The sequence below is a fragment of the Mesobacillus subterraneus genome, from assembly GCF_020524355.2.
In the GTDB taxonomy this organism is placed as follows: Bacteria; Bacillota; Bacilli; order Bacillales; family Cytobacillaceae; genus Mesobacillus; species Mesobacillus subterraneus_C.
Genome location: NZ_CP129019.1, coordinates 1,514,645 through 1,538,913, shown reverse-complemented (window position 1 = coordinate 1,538,913; position 24,269 = coordinate 1,514,645). Strand labels below are relative to the sequence as shown.

Sequence of the window (24,269 nt, the reverse complement as noted above, 5' to 3'; positions counted from 1 at the left end):
TTTTCAACGCCCTTCTGTTCGCATTTCTAAAAAATTCACAATTTCAGCGTTGAATTCCTTACACTTTTTAACAGGAACCTGATGTGAGACTTTCTGAATAATGGCTTTTTGAAAATGTCCCAACTCTCTTTCATAAACCCTTATATGCTGATTGATGAAGTCTCTTGAACCGTAAACCAGCAGCAATGGTACAGTTAAGTTTTTCAGTCTCTCACTGCAAGAGTAATTCAATGATTCGTGATAAAAGTCGAACCATGTATTCAAATTCGTTTTCAGCATATGTTCAATGAGTTCAGTTCTGTAATTCTTATCGAATGTATGTGCTGTTGCAATCACCTTCGCCAGGGTTTTAGAGGAATTTTTCACGAAATACATTCCCATCAAATGCTCATATTTCAATGCAGATGACTGTACCTCAGCAAAGCCACCAGAAAGGATGAGTGTTTTAGTTCTTTCCGGGTAAGTCAGGGCAAACTCCTGTGCGATGCAGCCTCCGGAGGAATAGCCGCACAGCGTGACCTTTTCCACCCCAATAGAATCGACCAGTTTCAAGACTTCTTCAGCATACTTTCGGATTGTAACTCTTTCTAGTACAGCTGTTGACTCACCATAGCCACTTAAGTCGGGAAGGATTAGTCTATATCGTTGGCTCAGTGGCCTTTGGTATCGAAACACCTTCCTTCCCATCCCAGGTGGGTGTAGGAAGATAATTGGGCTTCCTTGCCCGATCTCTTCGTAAAAAAGATCGCCATACACTAAATTGCAAATAGGCATCCGCCATTCACTTCCTTTGCATGCTTTACCATAACTTCCTTAGTATAGCCAAATGGCAAAACCTCTCATGCATAAAAGTGCTTATACTCGTGACTTTGACAGCCCTGTATGGTATTCTTATATTGTAAATTTGTACAGAATGACTGCCGGTGTTGGCCCACCGACAGTCTCCGCAATAGCCGGTCCCATAGAGGATCGGAAAAAGCTGCTGGACCTCTCTCCCTTTTAGGGCTAAGAGAGGTCTATTTTTTTTGGCTCAAGGTCAGGATTGCGAGGATTAGACTGGCAAAAGAAAACATCGCCATAAAGGTCTCGAATACTGTCAAAGGCATCACCCCCTTTCTCCGGGGTAAGCCGATCACTGTGAGATATGACTATTGCTTCTCAAGTATAACATAAACTTGTCCAAAACTAGAACATATGTTCTTTATGAATGTGAAATTAGGGCTAAGATACTAGATGACCGCAACTCATCCAGTATCCGCCAGATTCATTCTGCCATAAGCCTCGGCTTGCCAGGATCACAGTCAGGCTGGTTCAACGAGGCAGCTTCTGCGACTTTAGATAAATAATAGCACTCTTCTCTGAACATATGATCAGCCATCAAAGGTGCAAAGCTTCCCAGTGCCTGTTCAGTTAACTCGAGCTCCTTCAACTCATCCAGAAATTTCATGAACAGTTGAATCTCCAATGATACCTCTTGATTCATTCTTTGCAAAGCTGGAAAGGAAGTTAAATTTGTTCGCAGATAACCAGTCATCTCGACTGCTTTTAAATAGAAATCCTCGAAATGCTTCATGTATTTCTCACTCTTTGCTTTCAGTTGCTTTTCAACTTGATCAAGGTTACTCTGAATAGCACCTGCATGGCCTGCTGCATCAAGCAGCCAGACCGTATGATGATGCAATTCGTGGAATACCGGGGGTACCTCTCCCCTTTTTAGGTACTCAAGAACTCTGATATATTCCTCAACCTCATTGACCATATGATTGATAAAAGTAGGGCCTAAATGAATTTTCACATTGCCAGTAAGCATTTTTTCAATCAAATCCAGCTTAAATTGCCTGATTTTCTTCGCTTCTTCATCCGCTCGTATACTCAAATGAATGAGATCTGTTGTTTCAACCCTTTGCAGCAGCCTGTCAAAAGTATTAATAAAGTACTTTGCCGTTTCTATTTCCTCCTGCTCTACAGGCACCAGTGCCTCATGCAGGAATCTCCCGTGGTCACCAAGAACCTGGAGCCAAAAGCGGTGCTCATACATGGCAGCACTTTTGAAGTCCCTCGCCATTCCCATTCCCCCTTAACAAATCACTTCATAAAATCATATCTGCAAAGTAATGGAAATATTCATAAGCATACGAAAAGGCCTGCAGAATATAACTCTGCAGGCCTCGATTTTCATCTCGCAACTGGTTTCTTTAATATTCCAAGCAAAATGGCTGTGACAACAGAGCCAATGAGAATGGCAGCCAGATATAACAGCCAGCCACCTTCAACTAGTGGCACTACGAACAATCCGCCGTGTGGAGCCCTCAGTCCAATATTAAACATCATTGATAAAGCGCCAGTCACCGCTGATCCAGCCATTGCAGATGGAATAACACGGAGTGGATCTGCTGCAGCAAACGGGATGGCACCTTCGGTAATGAATGAGAGACCCATGATATAATTAGCTTTCCCAGCATCCTGGTCTTCTTTTGTGAACTTATTTTTAAAGAAAGTTGTAGCAAGGGCGATTCCGAGCGGAGGAACCATACCCGCAGCCATGATAGCGGTCATCGGTTCATACACACCGTTTGCAAGCAAGCCTGTTCCAAAGACATATGCTGCTTTATTTACCGGTCCACCCATGTCAAATGCCATCATTAAACCAAGGACAAGTCCGAGTAATACAGCATTGCCTGTTCCTAATCCAGATAGCCAGTCTGTAATTCCATGATTCAAGGCTGCAACTGGTTTATTTACCAGGAATACCATTATGAATCCTGTTAGTGCAATACCGAACAACGGGTACAATAAGATGGTTTTAATTCCTTCCAGTGAAGCTGGAAGCCCATCGAATAATTTCTTCAGGCCAAGGACAAGATAACCAGCCAAGAATCCAGCGACCAGGCCGCCAAGGAATCCGCCGCCTCCTGCTGCAGCAAGCACACCGCCTACCATACCAGGAGCAAAACCAGGTCTGTCAGCAATGCTAAGGGCGATAAAGCCTGCAAGAACTGGCACAAGTAACCCAAATGCACCACCGCCGCCAATGTCCATTAAAGCTTTGGCAATCGGGTGATAGGAAGGATCTTCAGGATTAAAAGCATTATAGCCAAACATGAATGAAAGGGCGATCAGGATACCGCCGCCGACAACAAATGGAAGCATATTCGATACGCCATTCATAAGGTGCTTATAGATTCCGCCGCGGCTTTCTTTCTTTTCTGCCGAAGAATTGCCTGATGCCCTGTATAATGGCGCATCCTTTTTGACAGCCTTTTCAATCAAGTCTTTTGGTTTTCGTATTCCTTCCGCAACAGGCACATCAATTAATGGCTTGCCTGCGAATCTGTCCATATCCACCTTTGTATCAGCTGCAATGATGACTGCTTCAGCGTTTTCAATGTCTTCTGGTGTAAGGACATTCTTTGCTCCGCCTGAGCCATTCGTTTCCACCTTGATATCAACGCCCATTTCAGCCGCTTTTGCTTTTAATGAATCAGCTGCCATATAAGTATGGGCAATACCAGTAGGACATGCAGTAACTGCAACGATGAATTTCATATTCGTTCTTTCAACTTTCTCTTCAGTCTCTTCCTGATCGTAGCTGTCAATGATTCCAATGACATCATTAGCTGTTTTTGCTCCAAGAAGTTTTTCACGGGCATCTGCATTCATCAAAATGGAGGAAAGTCGAGCAAGTGCTTCCAGGTGAGTATTGTTAGCCCCTTCAGGTGCTGCAATCATGAAGAAAAGATGTGCAGCTGTCCGTCCAATGATTCATAATCGACTCCGGTCTCTGACCGTCCAAATACAATTGCCGCATCCTTCACGACTGAAGTTTTTGCGTGTGGGATCGCAATTCCGTCCCCTACGCCTGTAGTGCTTTGTTGTTCACGTCTTAGAATGGCTTTTTCAAAAGCATTGAGGTCTGTAATTTTCCCCGCCCGCTCCAGAACTCCTACAAGCTCATTCACTGCTTCTGGCTTTGATGCAGCCCTTATGGATAACAGAATCGTCTCTCTAGTCAGCAGTTCTGTAATTCTCATGTTTTCTCCCCCTTATTAGTTTCTTTATATTTTGACTTCTTGAAGAAGTTGTTCAACTTTATCAGGTGTACATAGTCCGATTGAAAACGCAGTTGCGCTGCCAGATGCAACACTATAGCGGAATGCTTCTTTTCGATCACCAGTTTTTAGATACTGGTCCATGAAACCAGCAACCATTGAATTCCCGGCACCAACTGAGCTTCTAACTATACCTTGCGGAACAGCGGCTTTATAGGCATCATTTTCATTGATATAGACCGCACCATTTTCAGCCAAAGACACAATGACATTTTTAGCACCAGCATCAACTAGTTTTTTTCCATAAAAAATGGCATCGTCAGCATTGGTGATCTTTCTATTGAAAAACTGACCTAATTCATGATGATTAGGCTTGATCAGGAATGGCTTGTAGTCAAGAATGCTTTTAAGCAGGTCGCCCTCTGCGTCAACAATTACTTCCGCCCCAGTCTTCTTGCAGAGCTGAACAATTTCTTCATAGATGGATTCAGGCATGCTTGAAGGAATGCTTCCAGCAAGAATCAGAAAGTCGCCATTTCCGAGCTGCATGATCTGCTCCTTCAATGACTCTATTGCTAGTGTTGAAATCTCAGGACCACGGGCATTTATTTCTGTTTCTGTTCCGGCTTTTAGCTTAATGTTGATCCTTGTATCTCCGCCAACTTTTACAAATCTTGTTTGCACGCCTTCCCGGTTTAGAAACTCCTCGACATACCTGCCGGTGAAGCCTCCAATAAATCCTGTAGCCTTGCTTTCTACTCCAAGGGAGCGCAATACCCTTGAGACATTTATTCCTTTGCCGCCGGGTAGCTTTGTTTCATTTGAACTCCTATTCAAACTGCCTAGTTGAATTTCATCTGCTTCCACGATGTAATCGACTGATGGATTAAGAGTTAGTGTATATATCATGATGTCACAACCTTTATTGAAGTTTTGCTCGTATATTGCCCTTTATGTTCTTCATCAATTGTATTGGTGATGATCGATGCTTCATGTAAGTCTGCTATTTTCGCGAACGTGATCTCCGAGAACTTACTGTCATCAGCAAGCACAAACGATTCCCGGGATAAAGACATCGCTTTTTGCTTAATCATTGCTTCTTCCTGGTCTGGTGTCGTATACCCTGAATGAGGATCGATTCCATTAACTCCGAGGAAGCATTTGTCAAAGCGATACTGTTCAAGGCTTGCCAGAGCTCCCCTTCCGATGATCGCATTCGTTTTTGGCTTGACAAATCCGCCTATCACGTATGTTTCAATATTTCTTTCAAGCAGCTGCGGTAGATGCATGAGACCATTGGTGACCACGACAATATCTTTAACTTGAAGAGAACTGATCATTTCAAAAACAGTCGACCCGGCATCAAGATAAATACTGTCACCATCTTCCACAAGGCTTGCTGCATATTGGGCGATTTGTTTTTTTTCCTGAAGGTTTTTGGTAGATTTTTCAACCATGCTTGGCTCCTGGAGTTTCCCCCTTAATCTGGCAGCTCCGCCATGCACTCTTTTAAGAAACTTCCCCTCTTCAAGAATTGTCAGGTCGCGGCGAATGGTCGATTCCGAAGCTTCAGTGATATCAACTATATCCTGTATTTTCACTATTGGTTTGTCTTTTATCAATTGTAAGATGAGCTGGTGGCGCTCAGGTGTTAACATGAGCCATTCCTCCTCTTTACTTCATATCATCATCATAATGTAACCGATTCCAAAAATCAATCATTTTCTTTCAAAAACAATCACTTTTAGTCAAATATAATGAAAGTATGAACGTTTATGATAGTTGTCGGAAAAATAAAAAAACCTCCTTGATGGAGGTTTTTCAAATAGTATCCCTAAAGTGCTAGCGCTTTGATACCCTGGTATCCAAAATAAACGCCAAAACCAAGTAAAGAGAGACCTGACAATATTGATATAGCCCTCAAACTGCTATAATTCAAAAATCTCCTGAAGCCAGTCGTTATCGCTGCTATGAAAATATCCCACATTGCCAGGTCGATGAAAATCATGCTGCTATAAATAAGCAGGTCCGTCCGTCCATAATTGCTGGCCGTTTTTGCCAGTACAGAACCATAAATTCCTAGCCAGAAAATAATTGATAAAGGACTGCTAATCGACATAATAAAACCAGTAAGGAAACATTTTAGCATCGATTCTTTTCCTCGACTGAAAGCTAGATCAATGTTATACGCCTTTACAATACAATCAATTCCAGAGTAGATCAGGACGAACCCTCCAAATAACCAGAGGAAAATTTGGATAATAGGCATGTCCAAAAAATTCACAATACCTAAATAGATTAACAGCATAAAAATAGCATCTGCAATCATTGAACCCGTCCCTACAATCCAGGCATGCCAGAATCCATTTTTGATCCCCTTATCCAACCTGGCTGAATTTACAGGTCCAATCGGAGCTGCCAATGTTAATCCAAGGAAGATATAACTGACTAGCAAACTGACACTCAAGACCTCGTCCCCCAACAAACAATCACTTTGTACATTGTATGTTTGAGAATCCACTCCTAAAACTACTTGTCCAATTTTTCATTTGTATTAACATAAGCAACTAGAGTAAAATTCCAATTGTTTCTGGTAGTTTCTATGCTATAATTCTTATATAAATACGCGGGTGTGGCGGAATCGGCAGACGCGCTAGATTCAGGTTCTAGTGGTGGCAACACCGTGGAGGTTCAAGTCCTCTCATCCGCATACAGAAAAGGTGCCTATATAATGGGCACTTTTTTTGTTTGGAAAGGCACTTTTTTCTTTCTTCATTAAAAGTAAACAGACATACTTACTCCTAAAATCCCTTATTTATCAGAGTCCCAAACCTGAGAGAAACAAACCTAAAAATGCAAAACAGCCTGGATATTCACCCAGGCTGTTTTTTGCTTATGATTATCCGATTAGATTCTGGCTATGGTTATTAACCACTTCAAGAACCTTAGTTGTCTGCTCCATATCACTTTGACAAATTGGGCAAGCGGGGACATTGCTGCTTTTAAAGTTGTCGCGAACCCAGCAGTTGCAATCATCAGAAGTACATACCCATACTTTCGTTTCAGCGGTTACGATCTCTTCAGGCGGTTTTCTTCCAAATGCCATTTCCTCACGCTCCTATAGGTTTAGTATGGTCCAATCCGAATCAGTAGCCTCTGGCATATAATCAAGCTGAATGACAGGATCACATGAAAAAGTGCAAGCAACAAAATTCGAAAAGACCTTATCATCGTTCGATTGATAAAAAAATTCATTTATTATAAAAAGCTGGCAAATGAAACTTTTTATAATAAATGAATGATCCGAAAGTTGATATCTATTCCATTTTACCACACTTTTCTTATTTTTACCAAAAGCGACATACCGGTAGTGCCTGCGCAACAGTTACTAGTATATTCTTTAACTCCAAAAATTATTAAGACTACGCATTAAAAAGATTTAATTTATTCAAATTTAGGTTGTACACCTTCAGATGTCTGAATAGAAATAGTACAAGCACATTACGCTTTGATTATTGGAGGTATTTAATAAGTGAATGTCTTCTTAGGATATATTTTTCTTGGATTATCACTAGCCGCCCCGATTGGGCCAGTAAATGCTGCTCAGATGGATAAAGGAATCAAAAGTGGCTTTTTCCAGGCCTGGCTGCTTGGCTTAGGAGCTCTGACAGCAGATATTATCTACATGCTGACTGTTTATCTTGGAGTTGTTAATTTCCTTGAGACTCCGTTCATGCAATCTTTTCTCTGGTTGTTTGGATTCTTTGTCTTAATGTATACAGGAATAGAAACAATCATGAACTCGGGGAAAATCGTCATGGATAACCGAAGTGAAAATTCCGGTTTCAAATCTTTTTTATCAGGGTTTATAATGTCCATTTCCAACCCTCTGACAATTTTATTCTGGCTAGGAATTTACGGGTCTGTCCTTGCCAAGACCGCATCCTCCTATGAAACCGGAGAACTTGTCATTTACAGTTTTGGCATCATTCTAGGTCTTGTTCTCTGGGATATCATTATAGCCGCTATTTCCAGCAGCTTCCGAAAGCTTCTGACAACAAGGTTATTGACCTTCATTTCCCTTATATCCGGACTTTCATTGATTGGCTTTGCCCTGTTTTTTGGTTATCAGGCATTGAAGCTTTTCCTTTGAAAAAGAGTGCTTTGGTGCTCGGGCATAAAATATCCTGAAAAGCTTTCACAATAACACTGTATTTTTGACAGCTTTGACCTCATATCTTGAAAAGCTGTCACAATAACACCGGTTTCTTGACAGCTTTGACCTCAAACCTTGAAAAGCTGTCACAATAACACCAGATTCTTGACAGCTTTGGTCTTAAATCCTGAAAAGCTGTCACAATAACACCGGTTTCTTGACAGCTTTGACCTCAAACCTTGAAAAGCTGTCACAATAACACCGGATTCTTGACAGCTTTGACCTCATATCCTGAAAAGCTGTCACAATAACACTGGATTCTTGACAGCTTTAGCCTTATATCCTGAAAAGCTGTCACAATAACACTGGATTCTTGACAGCTTTAACCTTAAATCCAGAAAAGCTGTCACAATAACACTGGATTCTTGACAGCTTTAGCCTTATATCCTGAAAAGCTGTCACAATAACACTGGATTCTTGACAGCTTTAACCTTAAATCCAGAAAAGCTGTCACAATAACACCGGTTTCTTGACAGCTTTAACCTTAAATCCAGAAAAGCTGTCACAATAACACCGGTTTCTTGACAGCTTTGACCTCATATCCTGAAAAGCTGTCACAATAACACTGGATGGGACATAAAAGGAGATAGGTTCCCAGTTTCAATTTCTGCATACACACCGTTTTCATTGAGTCCTAAAAGCTGTTCTCTATCCTGCATTCTTTCTCCCGGCGGCGAATTTCTTGATTGTTATTGTTGTTTTCGATATATAATAGAGGTGACAAAATTAAAAGGATGAGCATACATGAATATTACTGGACATACTGTCGAACTACTTGAAGATCCATTCGGGCTTCTTACAGGGAACAGATATGAATACTTTTTAAATATTGAGGTAGACGAAGAGGACGAGCTTTTTACTGAAAATGGCCTGCTTTTGAAAGTGCTTTTTCTCGTAAACGGAGAAGATAGACGGATCCTGCAAAGCTACTTCATCGAACAGGAAACAGAAAAAGTTCTCGATTTTGAGCTTGAGGATGAAGAAGTGGTACAAGTAAAACAGTATTGCGCTGAAAACTTGCCCGCCGAAGATGAAACAAATGAGGAAACAAAGTAAAAAGAGCAGAAATCTGCTCTTTTTAATTTTTCATTATACCTCTATTGTCTTACCTTCCTCAATAATATGATAAAGGAGATGGGCAAGGTGTTGAACAGGGCCGAGTTCTCCCTCTTCTTCGTTAAGTTCTTCAGTAAATTCCAGATCATTCAAATATAATGCGGAAAATTCATAGAAGTCCTTCAGTTCGAAGCCGTAGCAATTCGTTGGCTCCTCGTTCTGGTCCTCATATTGAAGCATCAAATAATATTCTTTGCCATCTTTATCTTCTGCATCAAAAAAGACAAAAAAACCTATATTCGTATTTAAATCAAATAAATGGCGTGTTCCGCCTTCAGTAGCCTGGTCATAATCCTCACTGCTCAATTTCTGGACCTTCATTGTTTCCACCTGGTCTTCTGCGTGAAATTTCACTTCAAAGGTTTTTATCATTGAATAACACTCCTGTCTATAATTTGCCTATGTCGATTTCAATTTTTCTCTTTAAAAAAATATGCTCTGCCCTGAGATCTTCCCCGACTGTCAGAATACCATAAGAGAATTCCTGCTGTCTTCTTTTATCAGTCGGGGAGCCCGGATTAAAAACTATTACACCATTGATTTCCTTTAGGACAGGTATATGAGAATGACCATATACAATACAATCGACCATGTCATCCTTGAATGATTCTAATGCCCTTTTTTCAGTAGTGTTCCCGGTGCCGTGTCCGTGGACAATCCCTATAAGAAAATCGCCAGCTCTTAATATTTCTTTTGTTTTGAGCAGACTGTTAAGTTCAGGACCATCCACATTTCCGGCAACTCCAATAACCGGTCCAAACTGTTGAAGCTCTTTATATAGCTCCATAGTCTGCCAATCCCCAGCATGTATTATGTAATCACAATCTTCTAAATCAGTGAGCAGCCTATCTGGTAAGTGCCGAGCTTTTTTCGGCATATGAGTGTCAGAAATGACCACGATTTTCACAGCTGAACCCACTCCCTTCGCCTGCTATTCTCTGTTATGTTACCCTGGCGGGAATGGATTAACCATTCTCAGGATCTTTATATTTTGTCACATTGAAATAATCATTTGTCTTATTATAACTGTTGAATTCAATATCAAGATCATGAAAATATCGGTGAAGCTGTAGTAATATCTTCTTATCTTTATTTCCCTCTTCAATGGTTCTAGAGTAATTGGAGATGGTATCAAAATCAGCCTGGAGGGCAGTGTTGTCTGTTTTGACAGTTGCCAGGACAGCTATGATTTCTGAAGCTATCTCCCTCTGTTCCTCCCACTCAACAGAATCTATTCTTCCCCAACCAAGAGTATCATTATATTTAATATGGAATTCATGAATGAAACTTCCTACTGTTGAGTAGTTTTCATGTTCAGACTCTTCCTGGAATACAGCAACAGTCTGACCTCCGTTTTTAAGGTTGCTTGAGTCGCTATTGCCTTTGACACCTTGAAGATTCCCTTGCTCCCACATTGTATAACCAGCATATAAACCAAAAGCCAGTAAAAACAGACTTGCAGGTAAAATCATAAGTTTCCATTTTCTTTTCTTTTCCATCTGGCTGCCCCCCGTTAAAAACTTATCGTTCTTACACCGCGAATAAATCTAGTCTTAATATTATTTGACAGCCATCACAAAAAACCTTTTATTACTTCCGTTCAACTTCCGGTTCTTCCATAAAGTTCTATTAAATTAACGATGAGAAGCAATGAATAGGAATCTGTAATTCAAAAAGTTGCGATCAGAAGTCTTAACCTACAAAATCTATAAACTCCAACATACTTTATTTCATTAAACCGGTTGCTGATTCCCTATTTTACCATAGGCATGATTGTCCTTATACAGTTTTAACACCGAACTCATTCACACTGAAAATTTTGGGCTCATTCCCTCATGCTTTACGGATCAATTACTCTGACTGACAGAGAAGGTAAAATCCAGCATTTTGAAGCTATCTGGAATAAAAAAGGCTACAGTTAGAATGCAGGGAGGGCATAACGACGATGAAGGCAGAACAAAGAAAACCCAGGTGCAAATTGAACCTTCGCACCTGGATTGTATTAATTCGAGTCACTCTTTTGAATATAAAATTGTATTAATTGATCGAACAATTGATTTAGTTCGGTAAATCTAAAGCCTAGCCCTGATGCTAGTGATGTGTCGATTGACCAGGAGCCAGGCAATGCAAACGGGGAGACGGTGCCGCTTTCTATGCTATTTTCCACAATCGCTTTTTGATTTGTCAGCAAGGTAATCTTATCAACCAATTCTCCTAAACTAATATCCCCTGCCGAGCCGGGATTAATTGCCCCCACAAATTTTGAATTTCCGATTTCCAACAAGAAATCAGCCGCTTCTTCAGCGTGAATGAAGCTATAACGCAAGTCAGGATTCGGAATACCTATTGGTTGTCCTGAAAGGATTTTATCTACATGAAACTTCAGGCGTTCCGTGTAATCATCTTCTGAAACAACGATCGGAAACCGGACAGAAGCAACTTCAAAATAACCAAGTTGATGGAACACCGCTTCAGAAGCTCTTTTCGCCTCTTTATAACCTTCATATCCAACGTATTCCTTCCGGTTTTTGTATTCAACGGGATATGTATTTGCAATAAAATTAGCTTCAGCATGCAGTGTGCCAAAGTCATAAACCGCTTGCGTAGAGGTGAAAATATAGCGGTCCGCCTTCCCCTCTAGTGCCTCTGACGTATCCCTGGCCTCCATTGGCGAAAAACAGGATTGATCATACACCAGGTCCCAAGACTGCCCATCGAAGGCTGCAGCCATGGACTCTTTCTTTTCGCGATCAATGATCAGCCGTTTTACATCATCACCAAAAGGATCACTTTTTGTTCCTCTCGTGGCTACTGTCACTTCATCTCCATTGTCTATAAGCTTTCGTACCAGTTTTTTTCCAAAATACTGGGTCCCCCCAAGTACAAGTACTTTTCTCATCAGAAATCCCCCCTTATCTGTAAAAGTATTCTTCTTAAGTCCATGAATCTCCTTCAAAAATTTCACAATCAAAAACCGGCCACATAGTCATGGCCGGCTGTACTATTGCACTTGATTGTTTAAGCCTGTTTTTTCTCTTTTGCCTTTGGTTTTGCTCCAGTCTTTTTCTTCTTTGATGGAGCTTTTTCTTTGTTCTTTTCTGGTTTGGTACGGTCGATAGAAGCCTGCAGTGCTGCCATAAGGTCTGTTACATTGGAAACTGGCTCTTTTTCAGCAGGAGTGACCATTTCTTTTCCTGTCCGTTTCGCTTCAATAAGCTCTAATAATGCAGTCCGATAATCATCCTTGTATTTATCTGGTGCAAACTCCGTTGTCAGCTGATCAATCAGCATGATGGCCGTTTCCAGTTCTTTTCCTGTTACTTTATCTTCTTCTGGTACATTCGGAACATCTACCGTGTTCCTTACTTCATCAGGAAAATGAATGGTCTCCATGACGAGCGTATTATTATAAACTCTTACTACTGCTAGCTGCTCTTTTGCCCGAATGATTATTTTTGCAATCCCGACCTTCTGCGATTCTTCCAGAGCCTTCCTTAGCAGAGAATAGGCTTTTCCTCCACCCTCATTCGGAGACATGAAATAGCTTCGCTGAAAATAAATTGGGTCGATTTCATTGATCTTAACGAAGTCGATTATTTCCACTGCTTTATCTTCATTTTCTTTCCTTAAAGCTTCAAGATCCTCATCCTCAAGGACAACAAACTTACCTTTAGTGTATTCGTAAGCTTTGACGATGTCTTCATTTTTCACTTCTACATCACACACGGGGCAAGTTTTCTCATATTTTATTGGCGAGTGGCACTCTTTATGAAGAGTTCTCAGCTTGATGTCCCGATCCTCAGTCGCAGCATGAAGCTTAATTGGGATATTGACAAGTCCAAAGCTGATGCTTCCCTTCCAAATAGTATGCATTAGATTCTCCACCTTCTCGTTTTAATACTAATTTGCTTAATAACTGTCTTATCATGCATTAAAACATTTCCCAGCGTACTAGTATGCAGCCGATAAGGAACAATATAAATAGCACTTGTGTGAAAGGATGCTGAACATGTTAAAACCTATGCTCCCTACACTTTCATTTGAGACTCCACAAGGGGAAGAATGGCGATATGAGATAAAATTCGATGGCTTTCGAGCCTTGTTGAAATGGGATACAGAGATTGAACTGACAAGCCGCAATGGCAAACCCCTATTACCTCTTTTTCCGGAATTATCGGAGTTCCTGGACACTCTTAAAGCAAAGTTCCAGCCCTATTTGCCTTTGACATTGGACGCTGAACTTGTTTATCTTGAGAACCCTTATAAAGCTAATTTCGGAGCGATTCAGATTAGGGGAAGAATGCGGTCCAGGGAGAAAATCAAATTCGAAGCTGAAAGGAATCCATGCCGGCTGATGGTTTTTGACCTTTTGAAAATAAGAGGCAAAAACATTGCATCTGAAAGGTATCAAGATCGGAGGCTAAAGCTTCAATCCATGTTTTCCGAGCTTGGACTGCCACTCAGTCCAAACCAGCAAAACCATGACTTGGTCCAGCTTGTCCCAAGTGAAACTGATTTGAAAGATTTATGGGAAAAAGTGATCATCTACGATGGTGAAGGGATAATTGCCAAACAAAATAATAGCAAATGGGAAGAAGGAAAACGGACAGAAGCGTGGATTAAATCGAAAAATTGGAAATATGTTTCCTGTTTTGTGACGGCATATGAGAAATCAAATGGATACTTTTATATTTCTGTTTACAAAGATTCAAAAATACATCAAATCGGGCTGGTGATCTTCGGCTTTAACCCTGAAGAAAAAAATGCCCTCCATCAAATCATCAAGCAAAATAAAAGTGATGAAGACTCCCAGTTCATTTATTTAGAACCAGGCATCTGCCTTGATGTGAAGTATCTGGAAATTTACGAGGCCCAACTCCGCGAGCCTCATTTTCATCAGTTCCGTTTTGATATAAGTCCAGATAGCTGCACGTATGAAAAATTCGTTTTCCAACAAAAAAATCTTCCTCCGGATATCGGTATCACCCATCCAGATAAGCCGATCTGGAAAGAACCGCCAATTAAAAAGATTGATTACATCCATTATCTAAGGGAGATTTCTCCCTATATGCTTCCATTCCTGGAGAAACGGATGTTAACGGTGATCCGCTATCCTCACGGAATGTTTGGCGAAGCCTTTTACCAAAAAAACGTTCCTGATTATGCACCGGATTTCGTCGATACTTCGAAATCTGAAGGCATTGAGTATATTGTCTGCAATAATATGAAATCATTGATATGGCTCGGTAATCAAATCGCCATTGAATTTCATATTCCTTTTCAAACAATCTACAGCAAAGGACCGGATGAGATCGTATTTGACCTTGACCCGCCATCACGAGAAGATTTTCATTTGGCGATCAAAGCTGCGCTTCATATCAAAGAGGTCCTGGATGAATTAAAGCTGATCAGCTTTATTAAGACTTCAGGGAATAAAGGACTTCAGGTTTATGTCCCGCTTCCTGACAACCGTTATAGCTACGATGATACAAGGCTGTTCACCTCCTTTATCGCGAATTATCTTGTTTCTAAAGAGCCGGATTATTTTACAATTGAACGCCTGAAGAAAAACAGGGGGAACCGATTATATGTTGATTACATCCAGCACGCTGAGGGCAAAACGATTGTCTGCCCATATTCCGCACGCGGGAAATCGCATGCTGGTGTAGCGACTCCCTTATTCTGGGAAGAAGTGAACGTGGATTTAAATATTGAGAACTTCCAACTTGGAACGATCATACAGCGCGTACAAAAGTTAGGATGTCCTTTCAGGAATTATTTTGCGGCAAAAACTGAGCAGAACTTCGAACCGGTACTTAATATTCTTAAGTCAAAAAAATCCTGAGGAAGCCCTCAGGATTTTCTTCATTTTAGAATTGGCTTAAGTACTTTCCAGCATGCTCCTGCAGCTTACTGTATTTGATTTCTTCATCAAAATCCTCTTGTTCCAGGATTTCCGTGAGAAATCCCTCTATCGAAAAATCAACATCTATTTGAGCTGTGTATACAAAAGTAGCATTGCCGATCAAGTCAATGGAGTAGGTCTCATCTTCTTTATGAACAGCGCATTGAACCATGCCGCCATTATTGTATACATTGATCGGCTGGCCAAGTTCATTCTCCCCCAGCAAGCAGGTGACAAGTGTCGAAGCGGACATCGCTGTTCCACACGCATTCGTATAACCGACACCGCGTTCAAATGTTCTTACAAAGATACTCCCCTTTTCAAGGACCCTTATAAAACTGACATTGACACCGTCAGGAAAAAGATCATTAGGACCATTTACCTTTTCACTCAATTCCGTTTGCAAATTGGACTTCAATTGCTCTTTGCTTACTATAGTCGTTAGATGAGGATTAGGAACTGACAGAGCCGTAAATGTCAATTCCTCTGATAACTGTGGAATCTTTTCCTGAATCAACGTATCCTGCTCAAGGTTTAACGGCAAATCTTTGAGTTCAAAAGTTACCGGTGATATTTCCACTTGGTATGTTGGAATATCACTGAAAATCTCATCATGCTTCTTCACCTTGAGATTGGCTTTCATCGTTTCAATCACTGCTTCTTCAACCCCAAGCTTCTCGCAGACATAGCGTCCTGCACAGCGAAGCCCATTGCCACACATGGATGCCTCGGTACCATCAGAGTTGAAAATCCGATACTGAGCATCCGCTACCCTGCTCGGACGGATGAACAGGATCCCGTCTGCCCCCATTGACGTCTCCCTATCACACAGCGCCAGCGCTAAATCTCTTCTTTTGAAATCATCAAATTTATAATTGCGGTCAGTTTCATCTATCAGCAAAAAATCATTATGAGAACCATGACACTTAATCAAATCAATCAACATTGTAACGCCCCCAAATTACTTCTTTATATAAAAAGATGCCATAAATAATGGAATTGTTCAATATTGTAGGTAAGAAGGGTAAAATTCATGATAATATTTATGACTTCTGCTTTTACCCTTTTTCCTTATTCAGACAAGCTTGTGGCATTGTACAGCATCTTCTTTTATCTTTTTTCCTTGCTAGGCGATTTTGTGCTAATCCACATCGACTTTTCCCTTTACAAATATAAAAAGAACCAGCTTTTCAGTTTTGCTGGTTCTCCTCGTATTAAGATGCCATTTTTCTACATTCTTCTGCGCATTTAAAGCACGCTTCTGCACATTTTTGGCAATGCTCGTGGTCATGTTTCTTGCATTCATTGCCGCAGGCTTGACAAAGTGGCTGTTCGTTTGCATCGCTGATATTGCCATGCCACAGATTTCAGCGCATTCTCTATCCATCCTTATGCACTCTGCCATCATTTTCACATTCTCTTCTTGTAAACAGGAATCAAAACAAACATTGCAGGTTTCGATACATTCTAGGCACGCCTGGATACAATCTTGGTATTGTTGGCTTACCATGTTCCAACCTCCTTCTTGTGTCTATTATTTGTTAACCTTTTCGAATCGAAGATAAACGAAACTTTCAAAAATGGTACAATTTTCAAACTAATGATCATAATACATATAAGCACTGGCAACTGCTGCAAGTACAGCCAGCCTTTCTGCCTGTCCCAACGTATAGTCGAATGTTAATACGGGGGTATTGGCTTCTTTGAAAAACCTTGTCCATTCCAATGGCAACCAACCTCTTTGCAGCCTTGCAGCCGTTCTGCCGCCTTCCTGAATAAACTTTAAATCGAGCTTCGCCCCAGTGATTCTATCCACTTTCATTTTCCGCCCCCCACTTAGGAAAGCAAATCCAATAGTCTCTTTAGCCGCCTTCTTAGGATAAAACACACCAATCACATCTTTATTTCCAGTTAGGATTTTGAACCTGTTTCGCTCTTGTATCAAGCATCCTTCCAAATTTCCTTCGGAGTCAAAGATTCCAATTTTTTTCATAATTTTTTTATCTAAGAAATATGGGATAAACCAGCGATAGCTTTTAGAAGATAATTCTCTTAATTCACCGGCCAGCATTCCGTCAGGTGTAAAAAACAATAATCTCACTGCCGGGGCAGGTGCGAAGCCGATCAGCAGATTGTTTTGCTCTAGCAGTTGCTTATCATCATATCGATGAAATGCCTCCGCACTCTCTTCTGATTTGTTTTTATATAAAATAAAACGGTTGTAGTGGAGGAAAACGAACAACAAGAATGGCACTGCCACAAGGAACAGAGGTATATTCCAGGAAAACAGCAGGCTTGCGGTCAAAATAATCGTAAGAAACCCTGCTGATATAATAGAGCCATTTAAACTGATATAGGCTGTCTGTAGGTAATATTGCCGAATGCTCATATCTATTATCTCCTTGAAGAAAAATCTATTTCGTCATTCTAAGTCTATTAATCAAAGAGCCTAATCATTCTACCTTTTTTTAACATAAAAACCGGACTGGAAAAGTTCCTGTCCGGTTTTATAATAGATTATTTCAATTTCAATGCATTTACTGCATTGATCAGACCATAGCCAGATTGCTCGTCATACCCAGGTTTGAAAAGATCTTCCGCTGAGTTTTGGATGATTGCTTTAACTTGAGAGGGAGTAAGGTTATCCTTGCCATGCTTTGCGATTACCACACCTGCAAGTGCTGCTGTTTTCGGAGCAGCCATTGAAGTTCCACCTTTATAGCCGTATCCGTGACCAATAATCTCTTTATTCGTATTGAACAATGGTACTGTGCTCAAAGCCAGGTAGCTATTATCTCTTCCCGCTCCTGTTGAGGAATCATAGTTTGGTCCAAGGTCGCCTCCGGGAGCCATTACGTCAATTTTACCTACACCATAGTTGGAGTAGAATGCAAGATTTTTTTGAGCCCCACCAGCAGATACCCTGATCATTGTCTGGCTGCTAGGACTTCTGTGAGTTGCACCTTTGTCATCACCTGACAATTTTCCAGGGCTCCTTAGGTCCACTGCATTGTTTCCGGCAGATCCAACCACGGTTACACCTTTCTTGATTGCGTACTGGATCGCACGGTTGAACAACTGAACATCGGCAACAATGTCTTTCGTTGCATACGCAGGATCCTGGAACCAGTCATATCCGCCAAGGGACATGTTTACAACGTCCACATTATCGTCTGCCGCAGTCATGAGAGCGTCTGCAATATGAGAAGTTGCGGCACCGCCCGATGGACCAAATACTCTGTAAGAGGTCACTTTCAGATCTGGCCCTACTCCAAGAGCTCTTCCTTTTGCCGCAATAGAACCAGCAACGTGTGTACCGTGACTGTTCTGGTCAATCGGATCGTCATAACCAGGTACGAATGACTTACCGCCAACATAATTTTCTTTTAAATCAGGATGATTGTAATCAATTCCTGTATCAATAACACCGACTACAATATCCTCTCCATCTACAGACAGTCCCGTTCCTCCTGGCAAGTTCCATGATTCGCCATTATTAGTTACTTGCTTAATGTCCCACATATATTGATTGTAAATATCAGCTCCATCAGCTAGATCATCAACAGCCACTGTCTGTCCTTCAATCGTCTGTTCAGGATAAACAGTATTTTCCACTCCTGCTTCTAAAACAAGAGCTGATTTCTTCACTTCCTTTAAGAAGTTTGCATTGTTAGAGGTAACCTCTACAGCTCCGAGCTTGTCCAATTTATCTTCCACTTGGCCTCCGGCTTTATTGATAGCCTCCGCAAAACCTGCTGGAAGTCCCTGCTGGTCTTTAAAAATGACCAGGTAAGTATTTTTAGTAGTGGATTCTGCTTCCCCTTTTGTTACTCCTGCATTAAAAATGGTAGCTGCTCCTAGAAGCACAGCGAGTGTTCCTGCGTAAAGTCTCTTTCTTGTCGACATATTACCCCTCCCTTTTTCTTAATTTTCATTATATTTTAAATTTATATTTTAACAATATAATGAATACGACATGAAAATCCTTACTTAATAAGAATAATAGACCTATATTATTATTCAGGAGATTTTAATTAAGATATTCTTCCAAAGAAAGATGTTAAAAGAATTATTTTAATCACTGTTTTCTCGAAACATTTCGACAAATCCAGGATAAAAAACAGTTCTTCCTGCCTACAAAAAAAAGACCTAGTCATTGACCAGACTTTATTCTGCAAGCTCTTTTCTGTTAAAGATGTATGTTGCCAACAATACAAATAAAATTATCATTGTTATAGTTAAACCTGTCGCTGGCCAGACATGGTCGGTCCACGTTTCGGTAATCAACCTTTCTGATACATAAGAAAGGAGCTGTGTCGGACTCCATTCGAGTAAATGCTGAAAGGAACCTCCTATTAATGTGAAAATAAAGATCGTAAAAAGCGCTGTCATTCCGGCTGCGACCGGCTGCATGAACATTGCACTGCAAAGGATTACGAAGGACAACACCAATATGAGCCATAATGAATATACACCGAACGATTCAATGAAAGCGCCAAACGGGATAAACTCAAACAGAACGCCAGTATAATACCAGCTTGCCAGCATACCTAGAAATAAAGATACGACAATTAATATAAGTGCAGCTGCCCATTTGGACGTGATATAAGAAAAATAGGAAACTGGTTTTACGAGGATCAGCTGTACGACACCGCTCTTTCTCTCCCCCGCAACTGTTCCCATCATGGAGAGGGCGATGATTAAAATCCCGATCATCTGATATTGTCCTAAACTCATGATAAAAACTTCTTGAGCTGAAGGTTCAGGCATTTCAAATACCGCCCCTTCTGGAAGGCCGCCTACAGAATTAAGGATTTCCGGCAAATAGTAGGTGGTCAGAGGATCCATCACTCCAAGCAAAATAAAGGTAATTGGCATCCAAATCCATTTATAATTCCTTGTCATCTCAAGGAATTCTTTGTTCAGTAAAGTGAACCATTGCTTCATTTTTGCACCACCTTCATGAATACATCTTCAAGACTGATTGAACCAATTTCATATTTAGTGAGCGGCCAGTTCTCTTTGGCTGCAAGGGTCAGTATAACCTCTTTTACTGCTTCAAGATTTTCAGTATAAATACTTACTTTATTGCCTTCTATTTCCATTGAAACGATTTGTGGGTGTTCTAAAAGGGATTGTAGGTAACTAGAGGCTGCTTTACTAAAAACAAGATCGATTTTTGACTGATGATATTTCTCCCTGAATTCATCCATTGTTCCTGACTCAATTATTTCGCCATTATGCAGAAACAAAATACTTTCACAAACTTCTTCGGCATCATTTAGGATATGAGTAGAGAATAATACAGTTGCTTCCCTTTTTAACTTTTCCAGCAGTTCAAGAACCTCTCGTCTGCCGAAAGGGTCCAAAGCTGAAACTGGCTCATCCAGCATGATCAGTTTCGGCCTGTGTATGATAGCCTGTGCAATCCCTAAACGCTGCTTCATCCCGCCGGAAAACTTGCCAATTCTCCTGTTTTTCGCATCGGCAATCCCCACAAGTTCTAAAAGCTCAGCTGACCGCTCCTTCGCTTTCTTTGCAGGCAATCCTGATAGCTTACCTACATACTCAAGAAATTCCCTTGCCGTCATCCAATCATGAAATACAGGATGCTGCGGAAGATAGCCAATCAACCGACGATGGTCATCCCCCTGCTTTTCTCCCACGAAAGTGATTTTTCCTCTTGTAGGTTCAAGAAGCCCAGATAGCATTTTCAATGTAGTTGTTTTTCCTGCCCCATTGGCTCCAATTAAAGCTACACACTTCCCATTTTCCAACTCGAAATTCAACCCTTTAATCACTTTCAAGTCCTTAAAATTCTTATCTAACTTTTCTACTCTGACTAAGGGCATTACTGATTTCTCCTTCCAATCAAGAAATACAGGATTGGCCCAATAATGTTAACCACTAATATAACGATTGCCCAAACCCATTTCGGACCGTTTGTTTTTTCGATTTTTATTAAATCAATCACCGCAACAACTAATAAAATAACTTGAATGAACAATATAGGTGCAATTAAAGCCCAATTAATATCAGCGAATAATTCCAATTTAATGACCTCCTTATTTGTTATACATCCATAAGACGGCTTAAAAAAAAATTCGTTCAAAAAAGTTACATTATTGGAGCAGATTTTTTATAAAATATTGCAACCACTTCAATCCTAATTACACGGATGAAGCAACCGAGCGAAAAACGCATAAAAAATATCCGGCATATAATATGCCGGATAATGGATTGATCATCTGATATGTTACAGCAGCCTGAAAATGAATGGAATTCGATACTCTTGACCTTCATATGCTTTTATCGCACCTACAATGGTGAATATCATGGCTAAAATCCCGATGATCCATAACATGAAGATACCAATCAACAGGATGACCAGTATTCCGCTGACAATTCCATATACCGTATAAGAAATAAAAAAGTTCATATACTCTCTTCCATGATAATCAATATAGCTGGAATCATCCTTTTTAGCCAGCCAGATAATCAACGGTCCTAGAAAAGCAGTAAAAAAGCTAATAACATAAATGCCTGCTGCAATAAGTCTTTCATCATTTTTTGGCATCGACTTTCTCCCTTCAATATTCATATATTAAACTTTACGGAAAAGCAGGAAAAAAGATTCATTTTCGATGAACTTTTTCATTATAATGAAAATTAAGGGTCCCCTATTAGGAGGAACAGAATGACTTACCCCTTTAATTCTAGCCATTGTACAAGAAAATAATGACAGGATAGGATGGAAAATGAACGAGATTTTACTTAAGAACGCCAAAGTAATGCCAATCACCTCTGAGCCGAGACCAAATTGTGATGTTCTCATAAAGGAAGGAAAAATAATAAAAATTGAAGCTGAAATGACGATTCAACCTGGGTATGAGGTTATTGATTGTAAAAATAATTTTTTGCTCCCAGGCTTCATAGATGTCCATACTCACCTCGGTCTTTATGATGAAGGTACAGGATGGGCTGGCAATGATGCCAACGAAACAATAGAGCCGATGAGTCCCCATGTCAGGGCAATTGACGGGGTTTACCCTCTCGATCCTGCATTTAGCGATGCCCTTAAATATGGTATAACTACTGCACATGTTATGCCAGGAAGCGCGAATGTTATCGGAGGAACGACATCTGTCATTAAAACCGCTGGAAAAAATGTTAAGAATATGATCATCCAGGAAACAGCAGGACTAAAAATTGCCCTCGGTGAAAACCCGAAACGGATTCACAGTATGGGGAATAAAGATTCCATTACACGCATGGGAATCATGGGAATGCTGAGGGAAGCTTTTTACGAGGCGATGAATGCTGAAAATCATGAGTCCCTTCGAGTTAAACCGATCATTAAAGCATTGAACCGGGAAATACCTGTAAGAATTCACGCCCATAGAGCAGATGATATTATGTCTGCGATCAGATTTGCCGAGGAATTCAATCTGGATTTACGCATTGAGCACTGTACCGAAGGTCATTTGATTGCAGAAGAATTGTCTGGCCTGAATTTAAAAGTATCAGTAGGTCCAACACTCACCCGCCGTTCGAAAGTGGAGCTTAAGAATAAGAGTTGGAAAACTTATCAGGAACTGACTGACCATGGGGTTGAAGTATCAGTGACGACTGATCACCCATACACCCCAATCCAATATTTAAATCTTTGTGCGGCTATCGCGGTGAGGGAAGGATTAACGGAACAAAAAGCACTCGAGGGGATCACAATTTTGCCAGCAAGGAACCTGCGGGTTGATGACCGTGTCGGCAGCATCGAGCCTGGAAAAGATGCTGATTTAGTTCTTTGGAATCACCATCCATTCCACTTTAATGCAAAGCCCATATGGACAATGATTAATGGCAAAGTCGTTTATCGGATTTAGTCGAAAACCGGTGTAGATTTTTGGCAAAAAAACACAGAAAAAAAGAGTAAAAAACCTATTTTCTTTTTTAAAAATATCCTGTATTATACTCTTTGGAAATATAATTTCATAAAGCAAAGTGATTAGGGAAGGCAAATGGTGCGCCACCAGTATCCTGGTTCTAGTGGGTTCGATTCCCACCCCGAAATTTTTTAGCAACTTCAAAAAATTTCGAGGGTGGCCGTGCAGTTACATTCGCACGGAATAGGACTGCCCTGCGTGGAGGGATACAATATGCTCAAGAAACGCGATCTTCATGATTGCCATGAATTATTTGAGCTGATGGCGCATCCGGAGGTCTTCCCTTTTGTGCGCCAAAAGGCACATTCATATGAAGAATTCGTATTTATTACAAAGCAAACGATTGAAGCGGAAGAACAAGGAGAATTAATCTCCAGGACCATCCTTGACGAGTGGGGATCACCAATTGGGACGATCAATTTATTTGATATTCAAGAAGGAGCCGGCTTTTTAGGTACCTGGCTGGGGAAACCTTTCCATGGCAAAGGATACAATACCTTGGCTAAGGATGCTTTCTTCCAGGAATTATTTTATGATATTGGGATTGAGACCATTTTCATGCGTATTAGGAAGGTAAATATCCGTTCAATCAAAGCTGCAGAAAAGCTGCCTTATGTGGTGAAGGCAAACGAAACCCGAAAGCACATCTATGAGCAGTTAAATGCTAATGGAGAGATATACGATCTGTATGAAATTCCTAAAGATCAATATACTCTATTCCTAAAAAGGACTGGTGTCCAAGAAGAGGAAGCAGCCCAATTGCTGGAAGCATAATTCACCATATACCAAACGCCCTGAAATATTCAGGGCGTTTTTCTAGTTAAACAAATCCTGCCCAGTTGTTTCTTCCCTCTCCGACAATGAAGCCTCTGATAAGAATGCTTCAAGTTCAGCATCTGTCAATGTTTCGTATCGACCATCCTCAAAGAAAACCTGCGTCTGATTAGGATTAATCCTATTCATGCTAAACCCTATTCCCATTTCCATCACCCCGCAGAATTAAACTAAATACTAATAATTATTAGATAATTCACTTCGAT

Annotated in this window: 25 protein-coding genes, 1 tRNA gene and 2 pseudogenes; 6 read left to right on the top strand and 22 right to left on the bottom strand. The window is 40.7% G+C overall.

What is annotated here, in order from left to right; genetic code table 11:
- Positions 1 to 3: 3 nt before the first annotated feature.
- From LC048_RS07860 to LC048_RS07835, 7 genes and pseudogenes are all read right to left on the bottom strand, one after another.
- On the bottom strand, positions 4 to 774 hold the full coding sequence (locus tag LC048_RS07860; protein WP_306049909.1) for an alpha/beta fold hydrolase: 771 nt from the start codon (positions 772 to 774) through the stop codon (positions 4 to 6).
- 242 nt (positions 775 to 1,016) lie between these two features.
- Complete coding sequence (locus LC048_RS24985) at positions 1,017 to 1,106, bottom strand: putative holin-like toxin (RefSeq protein WP_225649917.1); 90 nt, start codon at positions 1,104 to 1,106, stop codon at positions 1,017 to 1,019.
- Positions 1,107 to 1,264: 158 nt separating this feature from the next.
- Entirely contained in the window at positions 1,265 to 2,065 is an 801-nt protein-coding gene (locus tag LC048_RS07855) for a DUF2935 domain-containing protein (protein ID WP_226604701.1), read from the bottom strand.
- A 110-nt stretch (positions 2,066 to 2,175) separates the two neighbouring features.
- Positions 2,176 to 4,031 (bottom strand): annotated as a pseudogene (locus tag LC048_RS07850) (PTS fructose transporter subunit IIABC).
- Between the two features lie 24 nt (positions 4,032 to 4,055).
- Positions 4,056 to 4,958: a 1-phosphofructokinase gene (pfkB, locus tag LC048_RS07845; protein ID WP_306049907.1), complete on the bottom strand. Its 903-nt coding sequence runs from the start codon at positions 4,956 to 4,958 to the stop codon at positions 4,056 to 4,058.
- Positions 4,955 to 5,707 (bottom strand): DeoR/GlpR family DNA-binding transcription regulator, encoded by a 753-nt coding sequence (locus LC048_RS07840; protein ID WP_226604706.1) that lies wholly within the window; start codon positions 5,705 to 5,707, stop codon positions 4,955 to 4,957. The genes pfkB and LC048_RS07840 overlap by 4 nt, the downstream gene beginning before the upstream one ends.
- 176 nt (positions 5,708 to 5,883) lie before the next feature.
- A complete protein-coding gene (locus tag LC048_RS07835) occupies positions 5,884 to 6,516 on the bottom strand; it encodes a LysE family transporter (RefSeq protein ID WP_306049905.1) in 633 nt (210 codons plus the stop codon).
- A gap of 159 nt (positions 6,517 to 6,675) precedes the next feature.
- Here LC048_RS07835 and LC048_RS07830 point away from each other — a divergent pair.
- Positions 6,676 to 6,759: transfer RNA gene (locus LC048_RS07830), tRNA-Leu, on the top strand.
- A 189-nt stretch (positions 6,760 to 6,948) separates the two neighbouring features.
- Here the strand turns inward: LC048_RS07830 and LC048_RS07825 are convergent.
- The gene (locus LC048_RS07825; protein WP_041967496.1) at positions 6,949 to 7,155 is read right to left on the bottom strand and encodes a cold-shock protein; all 207 of its coding nucleotides are present in this window, start codon (positions 7,153 to 7,155) and stop codon (positions 6,949 to 6,951) included.
- A gap of 426 nt (positions 7,156 to 7,581) precedes the next feature.
- Between LC048_RS07825 and LC048_RS07820 the strand changes: the two genes are divergently transcribed.
- Positions 7,582 to 8,202 carry a LysE family transporter gene (locus LC048_RS07820; protein ID WP_306049903.1) on the top strand — a complete coding sequence of 207 codons (621 nt, stop codon included), beginning with the start codon at positions 7,582 to 7,584 and terminating at the stop codon, positions 8,200 to 8,202.
- 807 nt (positions 8,203 to 9,009) lie between these two features.
- Positions 9,010 to 9,321, top strand: a complete 312-nt coding sequence (locus LC048_RS07815; RefSeq protein ID WP_226604717.1) for a DUF6509 family protein — start codon at positions 9,010 to 9,012, stop codon at positions 9,319 to 9,321.
- Positions 9,322 to 9,354: 33 nt separating this feature from the next.
- Here the strand turns inward: LC048_RS07815 and LC048_RS07810 are convergent, their stop codons facing one another.
- The 5 genes from LC048_RS07810 to ku form a co-directional block, all read right to left on the bottom strand.
- A complete protein-coding gene (locus LC048_RS07810) occupies positions 9,355 to 9,750 on the bottom strand; it encodes a cytosolic protein (RefSeq protein ID WP_226604784.1) in 396 nt (131 codons plus the stop codon).
- A gap of 19 nt (positions 9,751 to 9,769) precedes the next feature.
- Positions 9,770 to 10,300: a metallophosphoesterase family protein gene (locus tag LC048_RS07805; RefSeq protein WP_306049901.1), complete on the bottom strand. Its 531-nt coding sequence runs from the start codon at positions 10,298 to 10,300 to the stop codon at positions 9,770 to 9,772.
- Between the two features lie 46 nt (positions 10,301 to 10,346).
- Positions 10,347 to 10,880: a hypothetical protein gene (locus tag LC048_RS07800; protein WP_226604719.1), complete on the bottom strand. Its 534-nt coding sequence runs from the start codon at positions 10,878 to 10,880 to the stop codon at positions 10,347 to 10,349.
- A 503-nt stretch (positions 10,881 to 11,383) separates the two neighbouring features.
- Positions 11,384 to 12,280, bottom strand: coding sequence for an NAD-dependent epimerase/dehydratase family protein (locus LC048_RS07795; RefSeq protein WP_226604722.1), 897 nt, complete (start codon positions 12,278 to 12,280; stop codon positions 11,384 to 11,386).
- A 119-nt stretch (positions 12,281 to 12,399) separates the two neighbouring features.
- A complete protein-coding gene (gene ku, locus LC048_RS07790; RefSeq protein WP_226604724.1) occupies positions 12,400 to 13,254 on the bottom strand; it encodes a non-homologous end joining protein Ku in 855 nt (284 codons plus the stop codon).
- A 136-nt stretch (positions 13,255 to 13,390) separates the two neighbouring features.
- Between ku and LC048_RS07785 the strand changes: the two genes are divergently transcribed.
- Positions 13,391 to 15,226, top strand: a complete 1,836-nt coding sequence (locus LC048_RS07785; RefSeq protein WP_226604726.1) for a DNA ligase D — start codon at positions 13,391 to 13,393, stop codon at positions 15,224 to 15,226.
- A gap of 25 nt (positions 15,227 to 15,251) precedes the next feature.
- Here LC048_RS07785 and dapF read toward each other — a convergent pair whose 3' ends face one another.
- The 8 genes and pseudogenes from dapF to LC048_RS07745 all read right to left on the bottom strand — a co-directional run bounded on the left by dapF (position 15,252) and on the right by LC048_RS07745 (position 21,863).
- Positions 15,252 to 16,232 carry a diaminopimelate epimerase gene (dapF, locus tag LC048_RS07780; protein WP_226604729.1) on the bottom strand — a complete coding sequence of 327 codons (981 nt, stop codon included), beginning with the start codon at positions 16,230 to 16,232 and terminating at the stop codon, positions 15,252 to 15,254.
- 268 nt (positions 16,233 to 16,500) lie between these two features.
- Positions 16,501 to 16,796, bottom strand: a pseudogene (locus tag LC048_RS07775) (four-helix bundle copper-binding protein).
- An 87-nt stretch (positions 16,797 to 16,883) separates the two neighbouring features.
- Positions 16,884 to 17,675: a hypothetical protein gene (locus LC048_RS07770; RefSeq protein WP_306049898.1), complete on the bottom strand. Its 792-nt coding sequence runs from the start codon at positions 17,673 to 17,675 to the stop codon at positions 16,884 to 16,886.
- A 128-nt stretch (positions 17,676 to 17,803) separates the two neighbouring features.
- A complete protein-coding gene (locus LC048_RS07765) occupies positions 17,804 to 19,192 on the bottom strand; it encodes a S8 family peptidase (RefSeq protein WP_306049896.1) in 1,389 nt (462 codons plus the stop codon).
- Positions 19,193 to 19,453: 261 nt separating this feature from the next.
- On the bottom strand, positions 19,454 to 20,233 hold the full coding sequence (locus LC048_RS07760; RefSeq protein ID WP_306049894.1) for an ABC transporter permease: 780 nt from the start codon (positions 20,231 to 20,233) through the stop codon (positions 19,454 to 19,456).
- Complete coding sequence (locus tag LC048_RS07755) at positions 20,230 to 21,138, bottom strand: ABC transporter ATP-binding protein (protein WP_226604736.1); 909 nt, start codon at positions 21,136 to 21,138, stop codon at positions 20,230 to 20,232. Before LC048_RS07755 ends, LC048_RS07760 begins: the two co-directional genes overlap by 4 nt.
- Positions 21,138 to 21,338, bottom strand: a complete 201-nt coding sequence (locus LC048_RS07750; RefSeq protein ID WP_226604738.1) for a PLD nuclease N-terminal domain-containing protein — start codon at positions 21,336 to 21,338, stop codon at positions 21,138 to 21,140. Before LC048_RS07750 ends, LC048_RS07755 begins: the two co-directional genes overlap by 1 nt.
- Before the next feature lie 204 nt (positions 21,339 to 21,542).
- Positions 21,543 to 21,863: a DUF4870 domain-containing protein gene (locus tag LC048_RS07745; protein ID WP_226604740.1), complete on the bottom strand. Its 321-nt coding sequence runs from the start codon at positions 21,861 to 21,863 to the stop codon at positions 21,543 to 21,545.
- Positions 21,864 to 22,044: 181 nt separating this feature from the next.
- Here LC048_RS07745 and LC048_RS07740 point away from each other — a divergent pair, with 181 nt between their 5' ends.
- Both LC048_RS07740 and LC048_RS07735 read left to right on the top strand, forming a co-directional pair.
- The gene (locus tag LC048_RS07740; protein WP_226604743.1) at positions 22,045 to 23,169 is read left to right on the top strand and encodes an amidohydrolase; all 1,125 of its coding nucleotides are present in this window, start codon (positions 22,045 to 22,047) and stop codon (positions 23,167 to 23,169) included.
- A 273-nt stretch (positions 23,170 to 23,442) separates the two neighbouring features.
- Entirely contained in the window at positions 23,443 to 24,003 is a 561-nt protein-coding gene (locus tag LC048_RS07735; RefSeq protein WP_226604746.1) for a GNAT family N-acetyltransferase, read from the top strand.
- A gap of 42 nt (positions 24,004 to 24,045) precedes the next feature.
- On the opposite strand, the gene LC048_RS07730 is transcribed toward LC048_RS07735, so the two are convergent.
- Positions 24,046 to 24,210, bottom strand: a complete 165-nt coding sequence (locus tag LC048_RS07730; protein ID WP_226604748.1) for a hypothetical protein — start codon at positions 24,208 to 24,210, stop codon at positions 24,046 to 24,048.
- Positions 24,211 to 24,269: the final 59 nt, after the last annotated feature.

Coding starts and splice junctions, on each gene's coding strand:
- LC048_RS07860 (WP_306049909.1), bottom strand. CDS start 774: ATGCCTATTTGCAATTTAGTGTATGGCGATCTTTTTTACGAAGAGATC.
- LC048_RS24985 (WP_225649917.1), bottom strand. CDS start 1,106: ATGCCTTTGACAGTATTCGAGACCTTTATGGCGATGTTTTCTTTTGCC.
- LC048_RS07855 (WP_226604701.1), bottom strand. CDS start 2,065: ATGGCGAGGGACTTCAAAAGTGCTGCCATGTATGAGCACCGCTTTTGG.
- pfkB (WP_306049907.1), bottom strand. CDS start 4,958: ATGATATATACACTAACTCTTAATCCATCAGTCGATTACATCGTGGAA.
- LC048_RS07840 (WP_226604706.1), bottom strand. CDS start 5,707: ATGTTAACACCTGAGCGCCACCAGCTCATCTTACAATTGATAAAAGAC.
- LC048_RS07825 (WP_041967496.1), bottom strand. CDS start 7,155: ATGGCATTTGGAAGAAAACCGCCTGAAGAGATCGTAACCGCTGAAACG.
- LC048_RS07815 (WP_226604717.1), top strand. CDS start 9,010: ATGAATATTACTGGACATACTGTCGAACTACTTGAAGATCCATTCGGG.
- LC048_RS07800 (WP_226604719.1), bottom strand. CDS start 10,880: ATGGAAAAGAAAAGAAAATGGAAACTTATGATTTTACCTGCAAGTCTG.
- LC048_RS07795 (WP_226604722.1), bottom strand. CDS start 12,280: ATGAGAAAAGTACTTGTACTTGGGGGGACCCAGTATTTTGGAAAAAAA.
- ku (WP_226604724.1), bottom strand. CDS start 13,254: ATGCATACTATTTGGAAGGGAAGCATCAGCTTTGGACTTGTCAATATC.
- LC048_RS07785 (WP_226604726.1), top strand. CDS start 13,391: ATGTTAAAACCTATGCTCCCTACACTTTCATTTGAGACTCCACAAGGG.
- dapF (WP_226604729.1), bottom strand. CDS start 16,232: ATGTTGATTGATTTGATTAAGTGTCATGGTTCTCATAATGATTTTTTG.
- LC048_RS07770 (WP_306049898.1), bottom strand. CDS start 17,675: ATGAGCATTCGGCAATATTACCTACAGACAGCCTATATCAGTTTAAAT.
- LC048_RS07765 (WP_306049896.1), bottom strand. CDS start 19,192: ATGTCGACAAGAAAGAGACTTTACGCAGGAACACTCGCTGTGCTTCTA.
- LC048_RS07760 (WP_306049894.1), bottom strand. CDS start 20,233: ATGAAGCAATGGTTCACTTTACTGAACAAAGAATTCCTTGAGATGACA.
- LC048_RS07755 (WP_226604736.1), bottom strand. CDS start 21,138: ATGCCCTTAGTCAGAGTAGAAAAGTTAGATAAGAATTTTAAGGACTTG.
- LC048_RS07745 (WP_226604740.1), bottom strand. CDS start 21,863: ATGCCAAAAAATGATGAAAGACTTATTGCAGCAGGCATTTATGTTATT.
- LC048_RS07740 (WP_226604743.1), top strand. CDS start 22,045: ATGAACGAGATTTTACTTAAGAACGCCAAAGTAATGCCAATCACCTCT.
- LC048_RS07735 (WP_226604746.1), top strand. CDS start 23,443: ATGCTCAAGAAACGCGATCTTCATGATTGCCATGAATTATTTGAGCTG.
- LC048_RS07730 (WP_226604748.1), bottom strand. CDS start 24,210: ATGGGAATAGGGTTTAGCATGAATAGGATTAATCCTAATCAGACGCAG.